Annotated in this window: 13 protein-coding genes; 5 read left to right on the plus strand and 8 right to left on the minus strand. The window is 70.1% G+C overall.

What is annotated here, in order from left to right:
* Positions 1-609: ROK family transcriptional regulator (locus tag IZR01_RS39060; protein ID WP_194926792.1), on the minus strand; the 609-nt coding region annotated here is incomplete at its 3' end.
* A 57-nt stretch (positions 610-666) separates the two neighbouring features.
* On the opposite strand from IZR01_RS39060, the gene IZR01_RS39065 reads away from it, so the two are divergent.
* Entirely contained in the window at positions 667-1,332 is a 666-nt protein-coding gene (locus IZR01_RS39065; RefSeq protein ID WP_194926793.1) for an HAD family hydrolase, read from the plus strand.
* The gene (locus IZR01_RS39070; protein ID WP_194926794.1) at positions 1,329-2,405 is read left to right on the plus strand and encodes a GRP family sugar transporter; all 1,077 of its coding nucleotides are present in this window, start codon (positions 1,329-1,331) and stop codon (positions 2,403-2,405) included. Before IZR01_RS39065 ends, IZR01_RS39070 begins: the two co-directional genes overlap by 4 nt.
* A 190-nt stretch (positions 2,406-2,595) precedes the next feature.
* Here IZR01_RS39070 and IZR01_RS39075 read toward each other — a convergent pair whose 3' ends face one another.
* Positions 2,596-3,108, minus strand: coding sequence for a helix-turn-helix domain-containing protein (locus IZR01_RS39075; RefSeq protein ID WP_194894426.1), 513 nt, complete (start codon positions 3,106-3,108; stop codon positions 2,596-2,598).
* Positions 3,109-3,212: 104 nt separating this feature from the next.
* On the opposite strand from IZR01_RS39075, the gene IZR01_RS39080 reads away from it, so the two are divergent.
* The gene (locus tag IZR01_RS39080; RefSeq protein ID WP_194894425.1) at positions 3,213-3,917 is read left to right on the plus strand and encodes a hypothetical protein; all 705 of its coding nucleotides are present in this window, start codon (positions 3,213-3,215) and stop codon (positions 3,915-3,917) included.
* A 13-nt stretch (positions 3,918-3,930) separates the two neighbouring features.
* Here IZR01_RS39080 and mraY read toward each other — a convergent pair whose 3' ends face one another.
* The 4 genes from mraY to IZR01_RS39100 form a co-directional block, all read right to left on the minus strand.
* On the minus strand, positions 3,931-5,004 hold the full coding sequence (mraY, locus tag IZR01_RS39085; protein ID WP_194894432.1) for a phospho-N-acetylmuramoyl-pentapeptide-transferase: 1,074 nt from the start codon (positions 5,002-5,004) through the stop codon (positions 3,931-3,933).
* A gap of 265 nt (positions 5,005-5,269) precedes the next feature.
* The gene (locus IZR01_RS39090; RefSeq protein WP_194894424.1) at positions 5,270-6,259 is read right to left on the minus strand and encodes a CehA/McbA family metallohydrolase; all 990 of its coding nucleotides are present in this window, start codon (positions 6,257-6,259) and stop codon (positions 5,270-5,272) included.
* A 65-nt stretch (positions 6,260-6,324) separates the two neighbouring features.
* Entirely contained in the window at positions 6,325-7,182 is an 858-nt protein-coding gene (locus IZR01_RS39095; RefSeq protein WP_194894423.1) for an inositol monophosphatase family protein, read from the minus strand.
* On the minus strand, positions 7,170-8,477 hold the full coding sequence (locus tag IZR01_RS39100; RefSeq protein WP_194894422.1) for a S1 RNA-binding domain-containing protein: 1,308 nt from the start codon (positions 8,475-8,477) through the stop codon (positions 7,170-7,172). The genes IZR01_RS39095 and IZR01_RS39100 overlap by 13 nt, the downstream gene beginning before the upstream one ends.
* 63 nt (positions 8,478-8,540) lie before the next feature.
* On the opposite strand from IZR01_RS39100, the gene IZR01_RS53760 reads away from it, so the two are divergent.
* The gene (locus IZR01_RS53760) at positions 8,541-13,349 is read left to right on the plus strand and encodes a HEAT repeat domain-containing protein (RefSeq protein ID WP_194926795.1); all 4,809 of its coding nucleotides are present in this window, start codon (positions 8,541-8,543) and stop codon (positions 13,347-13,349) included.
* Between the two features lie 175 nt (positions 13,350-13,524).
* Here the strand turns inward: IZR01_RS53760 and IZR01_RS39110 are convergent, their stop codons facing one another.
* Positions 13,525-13,824 (minus strand): YciI family protein, encoded by a 300-nt coding sequence (locus IZR01_RS39110; protein ID WP_194894420.1) that lies wholly within the window; start codon positions 13,822-13,824, stop codon positions 13,525-13,527.
* 180 nt (positions 13,825-14,004) lie between these two features.
* On the opposite strand from IZR01_RS39110, the gene IZR01_RS39115 reads away from it, so the two are divergent.
* Positions 14,005-15,186, plus strand: a complete 1,182-nt coding sequence (locus tag IZR01_RS39115) for an RNA polymerase subunit sigma-70 (protein WP_228554613.1) — start codon at positions 14,005-14,007, stop codon at positions 15,184-15,186.
* Between the two features lie 59 nt (positions 15,187-15,245).
* On the opposite strand, the gene IZR01_RS39120 is transcribed toward IZR01_RS39115, so the two are convergent.
* Positions 15,246-16,700: an amidase gene (locus IZR01_RS39120; RefSeq protein ID WP_194894419.1), complete on the minus strand. Its 1,455-nt coding sequence runs from the start codon at positions 16,698-16,700 to the stop codon at positions 15,246-15,248.
* Positions 16,701-16,821: the final 121 nt, after the last annotated feature.

A 16,821-nucleotide genomic window follows, 5' to 3' on the forward strand; every position in this document is an offset into this window, starting at 1 on the left:
ATACAGCACGGTCCCGGCCCCGGTCCCGGCGCATCCCCGCGCCTCGGCCAGCCCGGCGAGCGTCGCGTCATTGCCGATCACCAGGGGAGTGGACTCCTCCGGCAGGATGGCCGTCAGATCGGTCGGCTCCCACCCGAGCGTCGTCGGCCGCACCAGGCGCCGGTCGCGCACTACGCCCGCCGCGCTGACCGACACAGCACGCAGCCGACGTCCATGCCGCCGCTTCAGATCCCGCAGCGCATCAGCGATCTCCCCGACGACCTGCGGCTCGCTACCGTGCCTGCGCGGCCCGGCGACGACCGTCGAAGGACGGCCGTCGATGCCGGACACCGCGCACCGCCAGCCCTCGTAGCGCACCTCGACGACCGCGACGAGCGGCCCGCGCGGGTGGGGGAGGAGCCGAGTCGTCGGCCGCCCCCGCCCCACCGCCGGCGCCGGCACCTCCTCCAGCAGGTCCAGCGCCCGCAACCGGGCGGTGATCTCCGTCGCCGAACCGCTGCCCAGCCCCAGCCGGCGCGCGGCCTCGGCCCGGGTGCCGCCCGGCGCGCGCCGGACCTCGTCCAGCACCCCGAGGGCACCGGACCACCGGGCGTCGCGGGCTCTTGTCATCCGACCTGCTCCCTTTTAAACTCGATCACCGAGGATATTACCCGACAGGAGCGCCACATGCCCGCCTCCCATGGCACCCACCCCCTGAAGATCGCGGCCGTGCTCTTCGACATGGACGGTACGCTCGTCGACTCCGACGCGGCCGTCGACCGCGCCTGGATCACCTGGTCCGAACAGTACGGCGTCGACCCGGCCGTGCCGCTGGCCATCGCCCCCGGCCACCCGGCGGACGCCACCATCGCCAAGATCCTGACCGACGCCGACCCCGCGGCGATCACCGAGGCCGCGGCCCGGCAGTTGGCGTTGCAGTACGACGACCTGGCCGACGTCGTCGCCATCGACGGCGCCCACGAGCTGATCGCCTTCCTGGACGAGCGCGCCCTGCCCTGGGCCGTCGTCACCAGCGCGGATCAGCGCCTGGCCAAGCTGCGGCTGGCCGCGGCCGGCATCAGCCCTGGAATCCTCATCACCACCGACGACATCGAGGCGGGTAAGCCGGACCCGGCGGGCTACCTGCGCGCGGCCGAGCTGCTCGGCGTCGTGCCCGAGCACTGCCTCGTCGTGGAGGACGCCGAGCCCGGCGTCGCGGCGGGCCGGGCGGCCGGGGCGACGGTCGCGGCACTGAAGGGCGTCCCCGGCGACATCCAGATCGACGGCCTGCGGCGTGTCATAGAGCTGATCGCTGAGTTGATCGGCGAGTCGGTCACCGAGCCACAAGCATGACCACTCTGCTTCTCTCACTCGCCATCGTGGTGTCGTGGGGTTCATGGATCCCGGTGGCGCAGGCGGTGCCGGGAGCGAAACAGTCCACGAGGACGTTCTACGTCACCGCCGGCAATCTCGTCTTCGCGACGATCGCACTGATCGTCGGGGGCAGCGCGGGCCAGGTCAGTCTGGGCTGGAAGGAGTTCTGGCTGCCGCTGGCCGGGGGAGTGGTGTGGGCGCTGGGCAGTTTCTGCGCTTTCCGGGCCACCGAGCGGATCGGGCTGGCGCGGGCGGCGGGTACGTGGACGCCGCTGAACATCGTCGTCGCGTTCGTGTTCGGGGCGCTGCTGTTCAGTGAGCTCAAGGGATTCAGCGCGGGGAAGTACGTAGCTTTGGGTGGCTGCCTCGTGCTGGTGCTGTCGGGCGTGTTCCTCATCATCGGCTCGCAGGGGTCTAGTGAGAGCGGGTCGAGTGAGAGCGGTCCTGCGACGGCCGATGGTGATCGTCGCGCTGCACCCGGGCCCACGCTCGGCCCCGCTGGTGGTGCTACCGGTGGTGCTGGTGGTCCTGTCACCGCCGCCACGGCGACCACTGTCGCGGCACCGGCCGACACCACAACCACAACCAGTACCAGCGCCAGTACCGCTGCCGCACAGTCGCCGACCCACCGGATCGGACTGACCTACGCCGTCGCGGCCGGCCTGCTGTGGGGTGGGTACTTCATCCCTGCGCAGTGGGCACACGTGCCGTCCCAACTCGGCAACTTCCCGCTGGCTATCGGCATGTTCGTCGCGGCGGCCGCCCTTGCCGCGCGTGAGGGTGGGCTGGTGGTCCTGACGCCGCGTCCTCTGGGCGTGCTGCTCGGCTCCGGTCTCCTGTTCGGCATCGGCAGCGTGGCGCTCCTCGGGCTGGTCAGCCGGGTCGGCACCGGGGTCGGCTTCACGATCGCTCAACTGAGTCTGCTGGTGAATGCCGGAGCCGGTATCTGGGTCTTCAAGGTTCCGGCGCCAGGAACCAAGGCTGCTAGGACCGCGATCGCGGGAATTCTGCTGGCTGGCGTGGGTGGAACGGTTATCGGCGCCATGCGGTAGCTGTATGCGCTCTCTCCGCGAATATGCTTCAGATAACGGGCCCCAAACCTCTTCACAACTAGATAGTCCCGTCCCCGTTCACACAACCTCTAAGGAGCCGCCTTCGGCGGCACTCTCCTACGAAAACCAAGGCAAGTCGCGTTGGAGCGTGGGGGAGTAGTGCCCACGCTCTACCCGAGACGACGTGCTCTCAGTGCGCCGAGAGCTGATGGCAGTTCGCCGCTGGAACCGGCTGGCCGTGATCGGACGTCATGCAGGACGGTGCGCCCCAGATCGCCATCGGCATGACCGTCGCCAGCGAGCCCACGATCGCCGCCGCCAACAACCCGCCGGCACGTCGGCCGAAGGACAGCTTGCGGCGCCGAACACGTGCCGTGGCTACCGGCTCCGATACTTCTGCTGCCGCGGCTGGTTCTGTGACCGCAATCACTGGCGCAGTGACCACCAGCGCGACCTCGGCCCGGCGCCGGCACCACGCCTCGACGTCACCACCGCACGCCCGCACGTACCCGGTGAGCACGCCGACCGACGGCAGCCCGGCTCCGCTCGCCGCGGCGGACAGCGCCGACGGCGAGTAGCCGGCGGCCTTGCTCATCTCCCGGTACGTCGGCGCGCCGGCGAGGCGCCGGAGTTCGCGTAGGTCGACGGCCAGCCGCGCCTCCGGTCCGCCCTGCGGGTCCAGCTGCTTCTCCAGTCGGCCCATCGAATTGCCTCCTCATGCGTTCACGCCGTCAGAATTGTCTACGGTTTGTACAGCGGGCGGGTTCCCGTTTGCAGATCAAAAATCCGCATCGTCTGCTGGTACGCATGGCGAACAAGAGACCACCCGCATCCCGTCGAGCCGAGAACGCGCGCCTGAAGGCCGAACGGTTCCGGGCTGAGCAGCGCCGTCGCGAGCGGAACCGCCGCGTCATGATCGTCAGCAGCGTGTCGACGTTCGTGGTGGGTGCCGTGGCGCTGTCGGTCGCGTTCTGGCCGTCGGGCTCGGGCACAGCGAAGGCGGCGTCCCCGCCCGCCGCGTCGGCGACGCTCGCCCCGGCCGGGCAGCTGACCGGCGCACCGGTCGACGGTATCCAGAGCGGGGCGATGGAGCAGCTGGCGTTCCACATCCACGCGCATCTTCAGATCTACGTGAACGGCCAGCAGAAGCAGCTGCCGTACGGGATCGGTATCGAGCGGCCGTACCAGATGACGACCGATGCCGACGGCAATCCGTTCGCCGAGGGCGGCAAGGCGATCTACTGGCTGCACACGCACGACCAGTCCGGGATCATCCACATGGAGGCGCCGATCCAGGTCGGGTTCACGCTCGGTGAGTTCTTCGACATGTGGGGCCAGCCGCTGACCACCAGCGAGGTGGGGCCCGCGCATGGACAGCTCACGGCGTTCGTGAACGGCAAGACGGTGTCCGGCGACCCGCGCACTATTGCGCTGAACGCGCACGACGTCATCCAGCTTGATGTCGGGTCTGTTGTTCCGTTCCAGAGCTACACGTTCCCTGCGGGTCTATGAGGCCTTTCGCACATTACTGGACTGTGCTCCACCCGGCGTAGAAGACGGTGATTCCGGCGATGACGAACAGGCCGCACAGGATCCAGAACCGTACGACGACGGTGGTTTCGGACCAGCCGATGACTTCGAAGTGGTGGTGTAGCGGCGCGATTTTGAAGATGCGTTTGCCGCCTCGGTAGCGGAAGGACGCCACTTGCAGGACGACTGAGACGGTGTTCATGACGAACAGCCCGCCGATGAGGGCCAGCAGCAGTTCGGTGCGGGTGCAGATGGCCAGGCCGGCGAGGGCTCCGCCGAGGGCGAGCGAGCCGACGTCGCCGAGGAAGATCTGGACCGGGGCGGTGTTCCACCACAGGAACGCGAAGCAGGATCCCATGATCGCGGCGGCGACGATGGCCAGGTCGAGCGGGTCGCGGACCTGGTAGCAGCCGGCCGGGGGTCCGGCCGGCCCGACGGCGGCGCAGGATTGGCCGTGTTGCCAGACGCCGATGAAGACGTAGGCGCCGAACACCATGGTGCAGGCTCCGGCGGCGAGCCCGTCGGCGCCGTCGGTGAGGTTGACGCCGTTGGAGGCGCCGGCGATGAGGAAGCCGGCCCACAGCACGAACAGGATGGGTCCGATGCTCAGTGCGGTGTCTCGGTAGAACGAGATGTGCGCGGAGGCGGGGTGGTAGCCGTGGCTGTTCGGGAAGTGCAGCGCCGCCACCGCGAAGACGATCGCCGCCGCCCACTGCCCCACGAACTTCGCGCGCGCCCGCAGCCCGAGCGAGCGTCCCCGGAACACTTTGAGCAGGTCGTCGACTCCGCCGACCACGCCCATCGCCGTCATCAGCAGCAGGACCAGCACCGCCGAGGCCGACGGACCCTGCCCGGTGACGAGCTTGGTGGCGATGTAGGCGAGCAGGGTGGCCAGCACGATGACGATGCCGCCCATCGTCGGTATTCCCCGCTTGGCCAGGTGCGCCTGGACCCCGTCGGTCCGCACCTGCTGTCCGACGCCCAGGCGCGTCAGGATCTTGATGGCGGCCGGGGTGCCGGCGAAGGTGAAGACGAGGGCGAAGCCCGCGGAGTACAGGACGCCGCGCATCTGCAGGTGCCCGGCCGGGCTCGCGCTCAGCGCCAGGTTCATGCTCGTGCCCACGCCTGCGCCTGCGCCCGGCGGTGGCGATCCCAGAACGGCGGAGGCTGCGGCGGCTATGGAGTGCGGGAACGTCATCAGGCTCCGTACTTCAGTTCGGCTGGTCGCGCGTCGGCCCCCGCAGCCGGCCGAATCGGCGTGGTCAGAAGAATGACTGCATCCTATTGTTCGGTGCGGGGCTGCGGTGCCGCTCGACCCCGTGCGTACTCCGTATTCAGGTCAGGATGATCGGGTTGCTGAGCGCCGCCATGTGCCCTTCGGGGTGGCGTACCTCGACGCGGATGAACGCCGATTCCTCGGCATCGGTGTGCCACTGCACCGTGCCTTCGCCGGTGTCGGGCAGCGGTGCGCGGTGCACCTTGCCTTGCACCGTGTGGAAGCTGACGATGCCGGAGGGCACGCCCCGCACGTCCGCCCGCGCCACGGCCGGTTCACCGCCGGTCGCCAACCGCTCGCCGATCCCGGCGCTGTGACTGCCGGCTGAGACTGTCAGGGACAGCTCGACGGCGGCCGATTCGGCGATCCAGCTACGGCCGGCCCGGATGCCGGTGAGGATCGCGTCGGTGCTGAGTTCCTCGGCGAGCACGACGGTGTGCGCGACGCCGATCTGGCCGTCGAGGTGGGTGTCGCTGTTGCCGACTGCCGGGCGCCACCGCCCACCGTGGATGTCCGCGGCCAGCGCACGGCCCCATTCGGCCAGGGCGGTCTCGTTGTCGGCCTGCCAGGGCACGTCCGAGCTCCAGGGGCCGTTCCACACCTCCACCGCGTCGAGTCCCTGGTACGGGTACATGAACGTGCCGGAGGCGTAGGGCGCGTGCGGATGGGCTGCGACGCACAGGCCGCCGGCGCTGTGGACCTCGTCCAGATGGCGCTGGAGAGTCTCCTCGCGTACACCGTAGTCCCAGCCGACGACCTGCCCGGCGCCTATGCCGAGCGCGAGCCAGTGCCCGGTGCGAGTGGTGACCTCCTCGCCGAGGATCACCAACAGATCGTCACCGGCATGCCGCCCCCAGGCGCCGTGCGCCTCGGAGGCGTTGTGCTCGGTGGTCGCGAGGAAATCCAGCCCCGCCGCCCGGGCCCCGGCTGCGAGCTGCTCCGGCGTGAGCTCCCCGTCGGAGTACACCGAGTGCACGTGGCAGTCGCCCCGGTACCAACCGCGCCCGCGCCCAGCGGCCCGCGTCGGGGGGAAATCCGGTTCCGGCATCTGTTCTCCAAGGCCGTGGGATGTCAGCGGATATTCTGGCGCGCGCCGCAGGTCTGGCGTGTTGTCTAGGATGTGATGTCAAGGATCTGCTGGTGAAGCCGTGTGGTGGAGAACAAGGCTGCTTGTGCGTCGGATTGCCGACTGTCGCTGATGTCGCTGATGTTGCTGAAGTCGGTGTAGGCGCCACCGGCTTCGCGGACGATGGGAATCAGCGCGGCGATGTCCCACAGGCCCGCGCCCAGCAGCAGGAAAGCGTCGAGCTGTCCGGTGGCGACCAGCAGCCCGCCGTGGCAGGTTCCAGATCCCGTGGACGGTTTGGGGATCGGCACGGCCGCCGGTTCAGCGCTCATCCAGTTCAGTGCCGGTCGGGTGGCCTTGGCGTGGGCGGCGAGTCTCGCGGCGACGGTGCGGGCGGCCTCGGGCAGTCTGGACGGCGGCGGCCAGATCCCGATGGTCGCGTCGCGCAGGTCGGTGGGCGGTGCCACCGTGACCTTGCACCGTGGCGGTTGCGCAGAGATCGGTGGCGGGCAGGTCCAGGCGCCCGAACCCGGTACCGCCCACCAGCGTCGGCCCAAGGCGGGTGCTGAGACCAAGCCGGTGGTGACGGTGCCGTGTTCCTGTAAGGCGATCAGGGTCCCCCACTCGGGTCGGCCGGCCAGGAAGCTCGCGGTGCCGTCGATGGCATCGACGATCCACCGCCGGTGGCCGACGCCGTGAGCCCCGTGCTCTTCGCCGAGGAACGCGTCGTCGGGGCGCTGTCGGCGCAGGCTCGCGCGCAGGACGTCCTCGATCTGCCGGTCGACCGCGGTGACCGGGCTTCCGTCGGGCTTGATCTGCGCGCGGATGCCTCCGGCCGCGATGCTTCGTAGGGCGGTGACGTCGGCCTGGTCGGCGAGATGATGTGCGAGCGTCAGGTCGTCCATGCGCCCTGCGGATCGTCTTGCTGCGTCCCCGGTGCCCCGAGCGCTGTCAGTGACAGGGGCACGCGCTCCCGCGCCATGTCGACGTCCAGGATCTGGGCCGTGATCTGCTGCCCGAGCTGGACGACCTCGGATGGGTGGCTGATCGGGGGCCGGGACAGCTCGGGGATGTTGATCATCGCGGTGAAGCCGCCGATGTCGACGAATATGCCGAACGCCGCGATCTCGACGACAGTGCCGGTGACCCTTTGGCCGCGTCGCAGGGTCTTCAGGAAGGCCCAGGTGTGGTCGCTCGTGGTCGGGGTGGTGCGCCACCGTGCGCGCAGCACGCCGTCGGTGTCCGGTAGGACGGCGGTGAACAGCGGCTGGCGGTCGTCTTCGGTGATGGGGAGTACGGCGATCGCGCGCGCCTCGGTGAGCCGGGCGGCCGTCAGCGCCTCGAACTGGGTGTCGTCGGCGATGGTGCTGGCGATGCGGCCGTCGCCGTCCTCCCAGACGATTTCGACGATCCCCTCCTGCGGGAGTGCGGCCAGGGCTGCGGCGACGTCTGTGGACAGGTCGGGCCAGACGGTCAGTCGCGCGCGGGGCGCGAGTCGGGTGCGCACGGCGTCGAGGTTGCCGTTAGTGAGGCGGTGCCACCGGGAGACGTTCTGCAGGTGGCTCTCCTCCAGGATCGCGGCCTCGCCGTAGGCCACCGACGTGCGCAGCCGGGCCCAGAAGTCAGCATCGGCGGGCCGCTGCACGCCCGGCTCGTTGTAAGCGTCGTCGGCGTCGTAGGCGTCCTCATACGGTGAGGCGGTCAGCCGCTCCGGGAACAGCCCGAGGTCGCGGGTGCGGGCCACGGCATCGTCGCAGGGCTCGGCGCTCCCGACGTACATGTACTGGTCCCAGCCGATGTGCACGAAGAACCTGTCCTCGACCTCCAGCGAACAGAACGCCCCGTTGTCCCGCAGCATGGCCCGCACCAGCTTCACGCCGGTTTCGACCGACACTTCGGCGCCGTCGTGGAAACCCGCCAAGTCCGGCGGGAACAGTCCGGTCAGCCCATGGCCTTCAATCGTCGGCTCCAGCCCGAAGTGGGTAAAGCCCGGCGCCAGGCCCGGCTCGCGGATCGCCAGGCGGTCGATCCCGGTCGACGCCGCGAGCGCCGCCACCGCCTGAAGGTATGCGGCTTCGACGGCCCCGTGATCGCTGACCGAGTCCTCGGTACCGGCATAGTGGCCGTGTTCGTCACGGTCGGCCGGGTTGTACTTGGTGATGCGGTACACGTACGGCAAGGCTCCGCGCTGCGCGGTCATGCCCCGAGCGTACGGTAGAAAGCCGCTGGAGAAGCGAAGAGCCTCCTGGCTAGCATCACGCGGGTGACGACGTACGCGGAGCTGGCCCAGATGCGCGACCGGCTCCTGGCGGAACCCGCCCCGAGCGAGACCGAACTCGCCGAACTGGCCGCGGCGCTGCCGTCGTCCGTGCAAGGGCGGCAGGAGTGGCCCGAGCGGCCCGAGTCGGCGCTCCTGCTGGCCGAGCTCTACGAACGCCTATGGCGTTACCGCCACGCGGAATCACGCTGGCCCGACTGGCGGCGGCGCACAGCCGAACTCCCCATGCGAGTCCGCATTGCCTGGCTGCGCGCCGAAGTCCTCAACGAACCCGCCGTCCTCCGCACCGAGCCCCGCGCAGAACTGCTCTACCAGACCCTGCGCCAGATACCCATCACCAGCGCGCGCCGCCCCGACCACCTGGTGGCTGAGCTGTCCGACAGTCCTGACCCGGTGTTGCAACGCGAGGCGCTGCGGCTGGCCCGGGAGGGTCTGTACGCGGCGTGTCTGTCCCCCGCGCTGGTCCGCAAGCAGGTAGTCGGTCTGCTGGAGTCCGGCGACGACAACGTCGTCGTCTCCGCCCTCGATCTGCTCGCCGAACCGTGGGCCGCGCTGGAGCCGCTACCGGCTGGCCTGTTGTCCCGTCACCTCCTATCCGGTCGCCTCGTCGTGCCCGGTCACCTTGTGTCTGACGCCGCCCTAGCCGCCGCGGCTCGTCACGGGCACCAGGACACGCTCTGGAACGTCGTCGAGGATCCCGCCCTGCCGTCCTCCCTTCGACGCCGAGCCATGCAGATGCTCGGCGACCTGGCGGCCCGCACAGACATCAGCAATCTGATCACGCTCGCCGCACAGGACCCGCTGCTGTTCGGCACCCCGGTGCTGGACTGCCTGCGCGGTCTGCACCGCCGTGGTCACTTCCTCGACGAACCAGACGTCCCGGCGCTGCTCGGCATCGCACTGGCCGACCACACCACCGCAGCGCAGGACACTGCAACGATCCTGTTCACCAACCGGCACGCGGCGTTCCAACAGCTCACAGCCGCCCCGGCGGACGACCCGACCTGGCCCCGGCGCCTGGGCCTACTGATCGCCCTCGACGGCCAGGCACGCGGGGAGGTCCCTGTCGGGGAGGCGATCACGCGGATCCTCCCGCATGCCCCACAACCCGAACCCTTCCTCGCCGCGATCCGAACCCTGCGCTACGTCGACGCCGAAGACACAGTGATCGCTGCGCTGCCCACGGCACCGGCCGCCGCGCTGCGCACCCTGGAAGCCATCGGCGCGCGCCGGACTGTCGCAGTGCTGCGGGCAGGCCTTGGACTCGGATCCGGATCCGGGTTCGAACTCGCCTCGGCCGAGGACGCGGGTGCGGGCAGCGAGGGCGGCGGGGGCGAGTCCGACGGCCCGGCCGGCATCGCGCCCCACCTGCGCCCGCACCGGAACCAGGCCCTGGAGATCCTGTGGCACCTGACCCGCGACCTCGGCCAGCGCCACGCCCTGCTCGACCGCCTCGACCCCGCCGACCTGCCGCCACGCATCGCCGCCGACCTCGGCGGCCCGGACGAGCGTGAACTGGTGCTGCTCAGATCGCATCTGGACCCGGACAAGCCCGTCGCGGGCCTGTGCCGGCTCGCGGCCAGCGGCGGCGTCGGCACGGTGCCGGTCATCACTGACATCCTGATGCGGATCGTCGCTGAGTTGGCGGCATCGGCGGCGGGGTGGTCGTCGACGGCGGCGCGGGAACCCGGCGCCACCGGCTGGCGTCTCGACAGCGAACCCCAGACCGGCGAACCGGTGGTTCCCCAAGAGGTCGTGGACGCCGTCCGGGACATGGGCCGCCGGCTTCACGCCCGCAAGAAGATCAGGCCGTCGTGTCTGCTCGACGCTCCGACGCCGCAGGCCGCCGGTAACGCCCTCGTCGCGTCTATGGCACTGGACCTGTTGGACCGGCCGGGAATCTCAGCTGCCGAACAGGCGATCCTGCTGGAACTCCTGGTCCGGGTGCCCAGCCCCCAGACCCGCCCGCGGATACCCCGCCTGCTGCGCAGCCCCGATCAGCACGTCCGCAAGCACGCCATCAGACTCCTCATCGGCGACGGCATCGGGAACGACGTGCAGGCGCTGTCGGCGACCCTGATCAAGCTGACGTCCGCCGAGGACGCGCCGACGGTCCGGCAAGCTTTGCTGGCCCTGGGCCAGGCCGAGGCACGCTGGGCCGCCGCAGCCATCGCCGCCTGCCTGGACCACCCGACCATGAACATCAAGAAGACGGCCGCCGAGGCCCTGGTGCTGGCGGGCACGCCCGAGGCGGTGCCGAAGTGCTTGTTCTGGCTCGGGCACCACGACAACCCGGGCTTCCGCAGCTCACTCATGGACGCTCTGCACGCGATACTCGGCACCGCCTACGCAGCGACGCTCCTCGCGGCCGCCGAAAACGAGGCAGCGACCGAAGCCGCAGCCGATGCCGTGGCCGAGGTCGCAACCGTGGGCGATCGCGACGACCGGACCAGGCGACTGCTGCTCGGCGGGCTCGACGGCGAACTGTCGGTGTCCTCGGTGCTGGCCCTGGAAGAGCAAGGCTCCCCGGTCGCGCCGACACTGCTGGTCCTGGTGGCGGCGGGCGAGGTCTCTTTGGCATCGGGCCAGTTGGCATCGGGCCCGATCGACACGCTCACGTCGGCGTTCGCCAGGCACGCCATCGAGCAGCCGGCCCGGGAGCGTCCGCAGCCGAGCGCCGATGCTGACCGGGCTGTCAGGGCGCTGCTGGCCGCGGTCTGGGATCCGGCGATCGCACTCCGGATAGCCGAGGCACCGGTCCCGCCCAGCAGCCCGTGGCTGCGAAGACTCCGTCCGATGCTGACCGACTGGTTACGGCTGGCTGATCGCGAACCCGCGGTCAGGGCTCGGCTGCCGCGCCTGTTCCCGGCGCCATGGTCTGACGAAGACCTGGCGTGCTTCGCCCGCTGCGCGCCGGTCCTGCGTGACGGACTAACGCAGGCCGACCCCGGTGACCTTCATGACATCCGTGACAGCGATGACAGCAGTGACGGAGGCTGGTTCATCGCCGTGTTGACCGCCGTCGCCCCGCGGCTGCCCGCTGTCGAGAAACTGGCGGTCGTCGATGTGGTGCGGGCGCTGAAGCCAGCCACTTCTGCTGCCACAGCTTCGGCTGCCCCGGCTACAGCGGCTGAGTCCACTGTGACGCTGCTTCGCGCCTGCGACGCCGTACTGCTCCCCGCCGACATCGGCCAGGCCCTCGCCGCGGCCAGGCTCCGCCCCGATCCGGCGCGCGCCGAGGCCGCCGTGTTGCGCGAGGCCTTCACCGCGACCACATCGCAGAGCGCATCGCAGCGCACATCAGAGGGCCCGGCGCGTGCCATCGCCGACTCCTGGGCCGCCTCCTGGCGTGTCGATCTGGTCGCTGCCGTCCGCACACGGGCCACGCTGGAAGCGTTCCGTGGCCGCACGGATGCGGTGCCTGCCCTCCAGGACCGTCTGGACGCGCTCATCGACGTCTTCGCATCCGCCGGCGTGCAGGTCCGTGCCGACCTTCTCGACTGGATGCTCGCGATCCAGCCCCTGGACGTGCCGTCCTGGACGGTCGCCGAACTCGCCCGCGTACCGATTCCGATTCCGGTTCCGGCACCGCGGATTGCGCGCGCCGACGATCTCGACCAGCCGCGCTCGGCCGCGCTGCGGGAGCGGCTGCTGGCGATGCTGGCCGCCCCGGACCGCGAGCGCCGCGATAGCGCGGCCCGGATCCTGTGGACGTGGCCTGAGCCCGACATCAGGTTCGCCTTGCTGCGGCCGTATCTGCGTGGCGAGATCGACCTGGGTGCCGATGTCGTCCTGGCCAGCGCTGTGCGTACGCTCAGCGAGGCGGAACTGCGGGCCGACGGCATCCGGCCCGACAGGGTACTGATCGCGGCCGGGGAGTTGCGTCCGGAGGACACGGAAGTCCTGGTCCCGCTGCTGTTGGACTGGTGGCAGCAGGGTCCGCCGGTCGTCCGTCAACAGGTGCGGCACTTCCTGCGGCGCGCCGACGGGGATCTTCTTGCGGAGGTTCTCAGCAGCCGTCTGGAGGCACGTGAGTGGGGCTTCGTGGAGCTGCTGTCCGGGCGCCCATTGCTCCGTACGCCGCTTTTGACCGAGCTCTGTGAACGGCTCCGGTCCGAAGGAGAGGAAGCGCTTGCCGACAGCATCCTCCTCACCGACGGTCCGCTGCGTGGCCTGGATGCCAAGCAGCAGGACGTCGCGGCACTGACAGTCCTGCGTGACCACGCGCAGGTCCCGAAAGCGTCGCATGGGACTTCCCGTGCAGAACTGATCGACCTTGCCAGGTCCGGGCAGCCAGATCAGATCCGTCGGGCGCTCCTGCGTCTCGGCGAGATGCCGATTGTCGACAAAACCAGTCAGGGCCCTGCCCCGGAAGACCCGCACGTCTTGCAAGAGCTGTTGGCCGAGCTGCTGACCCACCCCAAGCCCAAGGTCCGGCTCCAAGCACACCGCACCGCGCGCCGCCTCCTGGACCGTGACGCCTACCTGCGGCACACGTCGATCCTGCTGACCGACCCGCAACCGGACGTGCTCCGCATGGCGATCCGCACGCTCAGCTACGCCGGCTGGGAACCGGCGATCCCGGCGATGGTCGCCCTGCTCGAACATCCGCACCCGACCGTCCGCGCCGAGGCCGCATCCGGGCTCGTCAGGATCGGCACCCCGGCGGTCCCCGCCCTGCGCCGGGCCGCCGGCCACGCCCGCCCCGACAAGCGGGCCGGTTACACGGCCGTTCTGGAAGCGGTTCTGGAACGGATCGCGGCTGCGGACAACGGAGTCCCGGGACAGCGGTAGACAATGCCCCGGGACTCCGGCTGTAGGGCGACGTTGACAATCGCGCCGTCCATGACGTCCAGGAACGTCACCGCGCACAGCAGCGCCAGCGTGAGCCGGCCGCGTCCGGTGGCCAGGAACGAGCCTTGCCCCGGCGGCGGTGCTGGTGGTGTCGTCGATGCGGTCATCGCGTCGCTCACGACCCGGCGGTTTCCATCACGGGCCCGATCTCGACGCCGCCGCCGACCCGCAGCACCGGGCAGCCCTTGGCCAGCGCCAGCGCGGTGTCCATGTCGTCGGCGGCCACCACCGAGTAGGCGACCATCCGGAAGCCGGCGCCGCCGACCTCGCCGAGGCGGGCGTAGTCGGTGACCGCGTTGCCGACGTCCACCAGGGCCGGGCCCAGGGCGCCGAACCAGGCCTTCCACTCCGCCGGGGTGTCGGCGTTCGGCGCGTAGTCGGCGGGGACGCGGAAGGAGAAGACGTACTTGGTCATGAGGTGTGGTCCTGTTCTGTGTCCAGGGGGCGCGTCCCGGTCTGGAAGCGCCTCTAACCGGGTGGACGCCGGGCGCGCGAGGAATTGGGCGCGCGCCGACCGCCCAATTCCTCGGGCCGGCGGCGTCTGCATCGTTGGGTTCATCGACGGGCTCATCGTGGAGAAGAAGGGCGAGGATGCATGCCGATAGAGACGGACACGGCGGGGATGAGCGCAAGGGGAGCAGGTGCGGCGGCCGATACTTCGGAGCTGATCGCCCGGGCTCGGGCCGGCGACCACAACGCGTTCCGCGACCTGGTCCAGGGCCATTCCCACGAGTTGCAGGTGCACTGCTACCGCATCCTGGGGTCGTTGCAGGACGCCGAGGACGCACTTCAGGAGACGCTTGTGTCGGCCTGGCGTAGCTTGGGCGAGTTCGGCCAGCGGTCCTCGCTGCGGACCTGGCTGTATCAGATCGCGACCAACCGGTGTCTGAGCATGTTGCGCGCCGACAGCCGACGTCCCCGCATCGCCGCGCCGCTACCGGAGGCCGCCGTGGCCGCGGCTACCGGCGTCGGCGACGCCCCGCCCTGGCTGGAGCCCTATCCCGATGTCCTGCTCGACCACCTCGTCGATCAGCGGCCGGGGCCCGAGGCGCGCTACGAGAGCACCGAGGCGATCTCGCTGGCGTTCATCACCGCGCTGCAACTGCTGCCTCCGCGGCAGCGCGCCGCGCTCGTGCTGCGTGACGTCCTGGGCTATCACGCCGCCGAGGTCGCGCAGATGCTCGATACGACGCAGGAGGCTGTGAGCAGCGCTCTCAAACGTGCCCGCGCGACGGTTGACAGCCACCTCGGCGAGTCCGAGTCCGAGTCCGGCGATAGCGGGGCCAGCGACAGCAGTGACGGCAGTGACGGCAGCAGTAGCGGTGGTAGCGGCAACGGGACCGACGGCCGCAGCGCCGGGCTTGGCAGCCGCAGACCCGCACGCCGCCCCGACAGCGCCGCCGAACACCGGCTCGTCGCCCGATTCACCGACGCCCTGGAACGCGCCGACCTGGACGCGCTGATCGACCTGTTCGTCACCGACGTGCGGCTGTCCATGCCCCCGGCCATGCTGGAGTACCGCGGCATCGAATCAGCGCACCGGATCCTGGCCACCGCCGCTTTCCGCCCGGGCCGTACCTACCGCGTGGTCGCCACCCGCGCCAACGGCCAGCCCGCCTTCGGCCTGTACCTGGCGGACCCCCACACCAGCGTCCACCACGCCTACTGCTTCCTGGTCATCACCACCGCCGGCGACCGCATCACCGCGGTCACCAGCTTCAGCACCAACCTCATGGCGCACTTCGGGCTGCCGCGGACCCTGCCCGAGACCGATTGACCGATTGATTGACAGGGTTCTAACGCCCCTGCCATCAGGTCGGGACCGCCGCGCCCCACCTACTTCGGAGGCGCCTGGAAGCCGCCGATCACCTCCTCGAGCAGTTCAGCCAGCCGCAGCGGGGTGCGGTCCTCGAACATCGGCCCGATGAGCTGCACCCCCACCGGCAGGCCCTCGGGGGACCGGCCCGTGGGAATGGCGGTGGCGGGCAGGCCGGGCATGGTGGCCAGACCGGCCCAGACGAGCTGGTCGAGGTACGGGTACTCGGCGCCGTCGACGTCGATGTGCCGCTCCAACAGATTGGGGATGTGGTCGTGCGCGAACGCAGCCGTCGGCGTGATCGGGCACACCACGGCGTCGAACTCGGCGAACAGCTGCCGCCAGCCGTGCCGGTGCAGTTCGCGACCGCTGTTCGCCTCCATCCAGTCGCTGTGGCTGAACACCACCGCGCGCAACCGCGCAGCACTCAGGCTCTGATCGTCCGCGGGCAGTGCGGCGGCGCGCGCCCGCAGTTCCTCCAGCGCGTCGATGGGGAAACGCGCGCGGGTGCCCGAGAGCAGCAACTGCGTGTAGAGCCTCGCGGCCTCGGCCAGGTCGGGCAGCAGCGTACTGTGCCGTTCGACGCGGGCGCCGCCGTCGACCAGCGCGGCGGCCACCCGGTCCACGCCCTGCCGCACAGCAGCCCCGGTCGCGATCAGCGGATGCTCGTCGAGGACCAGGACCCGGAAGTCGCCGAGCCGCTCATGGCGCGCGGCAGGCAGCCTCAGGTCGTAGGCGACGCCCAGCGTCAGCGGGTCCGGCCCGGCCATGACGTCGAGCAGGAGCGTGAGGTCCCGGGCGCTACGCGCCATCGGACCGACGACGGCGAGATCGAGCTCGGACGGCAACGCCGGCACCGCCGGCGGCACCATGCCGCGGTTGGCCACCAGCCCGAGCGTCGGCTTGTGCGAGTAGACCCCGCAGAAATGCGCGGGCGTCCGCAGCGAACCGGCGATGTCAGAACCGATGGACAACGCACCGAACCCGCACGCCAGCGCCGCCGCCGACCCCCCGGAGGACCCGCCCGCCGTACGAGCGTGATCCCACGGATTGTTGGTGGTGCCGTAGATCTCGTTGAAGCTCTGTATATCTTGCAGCCCCAGCGGCACATTGGTCTTACCGAGCACCACCGCCCCGGCATCCTTGATCCGCGACACCTGCACCGCGTCCTCGGCCGGCATAAAGTCCCGATACTGCGGCATACCCCAGGTCGTGGCCAGCCCGGCAACGTTGTAGGACTCCTTGACCGTCACCGGAATACCGAGCAGAGCCCGATCCTCGCCGCGGGCCCGCGCCTGATCGGCCCGCCGTGCGGCATCCCGAGCCCGGTCGAAGTCCGGCACACAGATCGCATTGATCGCCTCGTCATCCCGCTCGATCCGGGCGATCGCCTCATCGGTCAGCTCCACCGAGGTGACTTCACCGGCACGCAACGCGGCTAGGAGTTCTTCGGCCGTCTGATAAGTCGATTCCATTGGTAGTTAGAGGCGCGGTGCTCGTGAGAGCCCGTTTCCTCTGTCCCCTTTCAATCCGTGCGTGCGGTTCTCCCGCACACGGCTTACCGATGATCTTCTTGACATGGTTACGCAGTCTCCG

This window comes from Catenulispora pinisilvae (assembly GCF_015356865.1).
GTDB classification, from domain to species: Bacteria; Actinomycetota; Actinomycetes; order Streptomycetales; family Catenulisporaceae; genus Catenulispora; species Catenulispora pinisilvae.

Bases quoted from the DNA above. Each gene is read 5' to 3' on its own strand.
- IZR01_RS39070 (WP_194926794.1), top strand. From the start codon at position 1,329: ATGACCACTCTGCTTCTCTCACTCGCCATCGTGGTGTCGTGGGGTTCA.
- IZR01_RS39100 (WP_194894422.1), bottom strand. From the start codon at position 8,477: ATGACCGCGCAGCGCGGAGCCTTGCCGTACGTGTACCGCATCACCAAG.
- IZR01_RS39090 (WP_194894424.1), bottom strand. From the start codon at position 6,259: ATGCCGGAACCGGATTTCCCCCCGACGCGGGCCGCTGGGCGCGGGCGC.
- IZR01_RS39115 (WP_228554613.1), top strand. From the start codon at position 14,005: ATGCCGATAGAGACGGACACGGCGGGGATGAGCGCAAGGGGAGCAGGT.
- IZR01_RS39110 (WP_194894420.1), bottom strand. From the start codon at position 13,824: ATGACCAAGTACGTCTTCTCCTTCCGCGTCCCCGCCGACTACGCGCCG.
- IZR01_RS39065 (WP_194926793.1), top strand. From the start codon at position 667: ATGCCCGCCTCCCATGGCACCCACCCCCTGAAGATCGCGGCCGTGCTC.
- IZR01_RS39075 (WP_194894426.1), bottom strand. From the start codon at position 3,108: ATGGGCCGACTGGAGAAGCAGCTGGACCCGCAGGGCGGACCGGAGGCG.
- IZR01_RS39120 (WP_194894419.1), bottom strand. From the start codon at position 16,700: ATGGAATCGACTTATCAGACGGCCGAAGAACTCCTAGCCGCGTTGCGT.
- IZR01_RS39095 (WP_194894423.1), bottom strand. From the start codon at position 7,182: ATGGACGACCTGACGCTCGCACATCATCTCGCCGACCAGGCCGACGTC.
- mraY (WP_194894432.1), bottom strand. From the start codon at position 5,004: ATGCGCGGCGTCCTGTACTCCGCGGGCTTCGCCCTCGTCTTCACCTTC.
- IZR01_RS39080 (WP_194894425.1), top strand. From the start codon at position 3,213: ATGGCGAACAAGAGACCACCCGCATCCCGTCGAGCCGAGAACGCGCGC.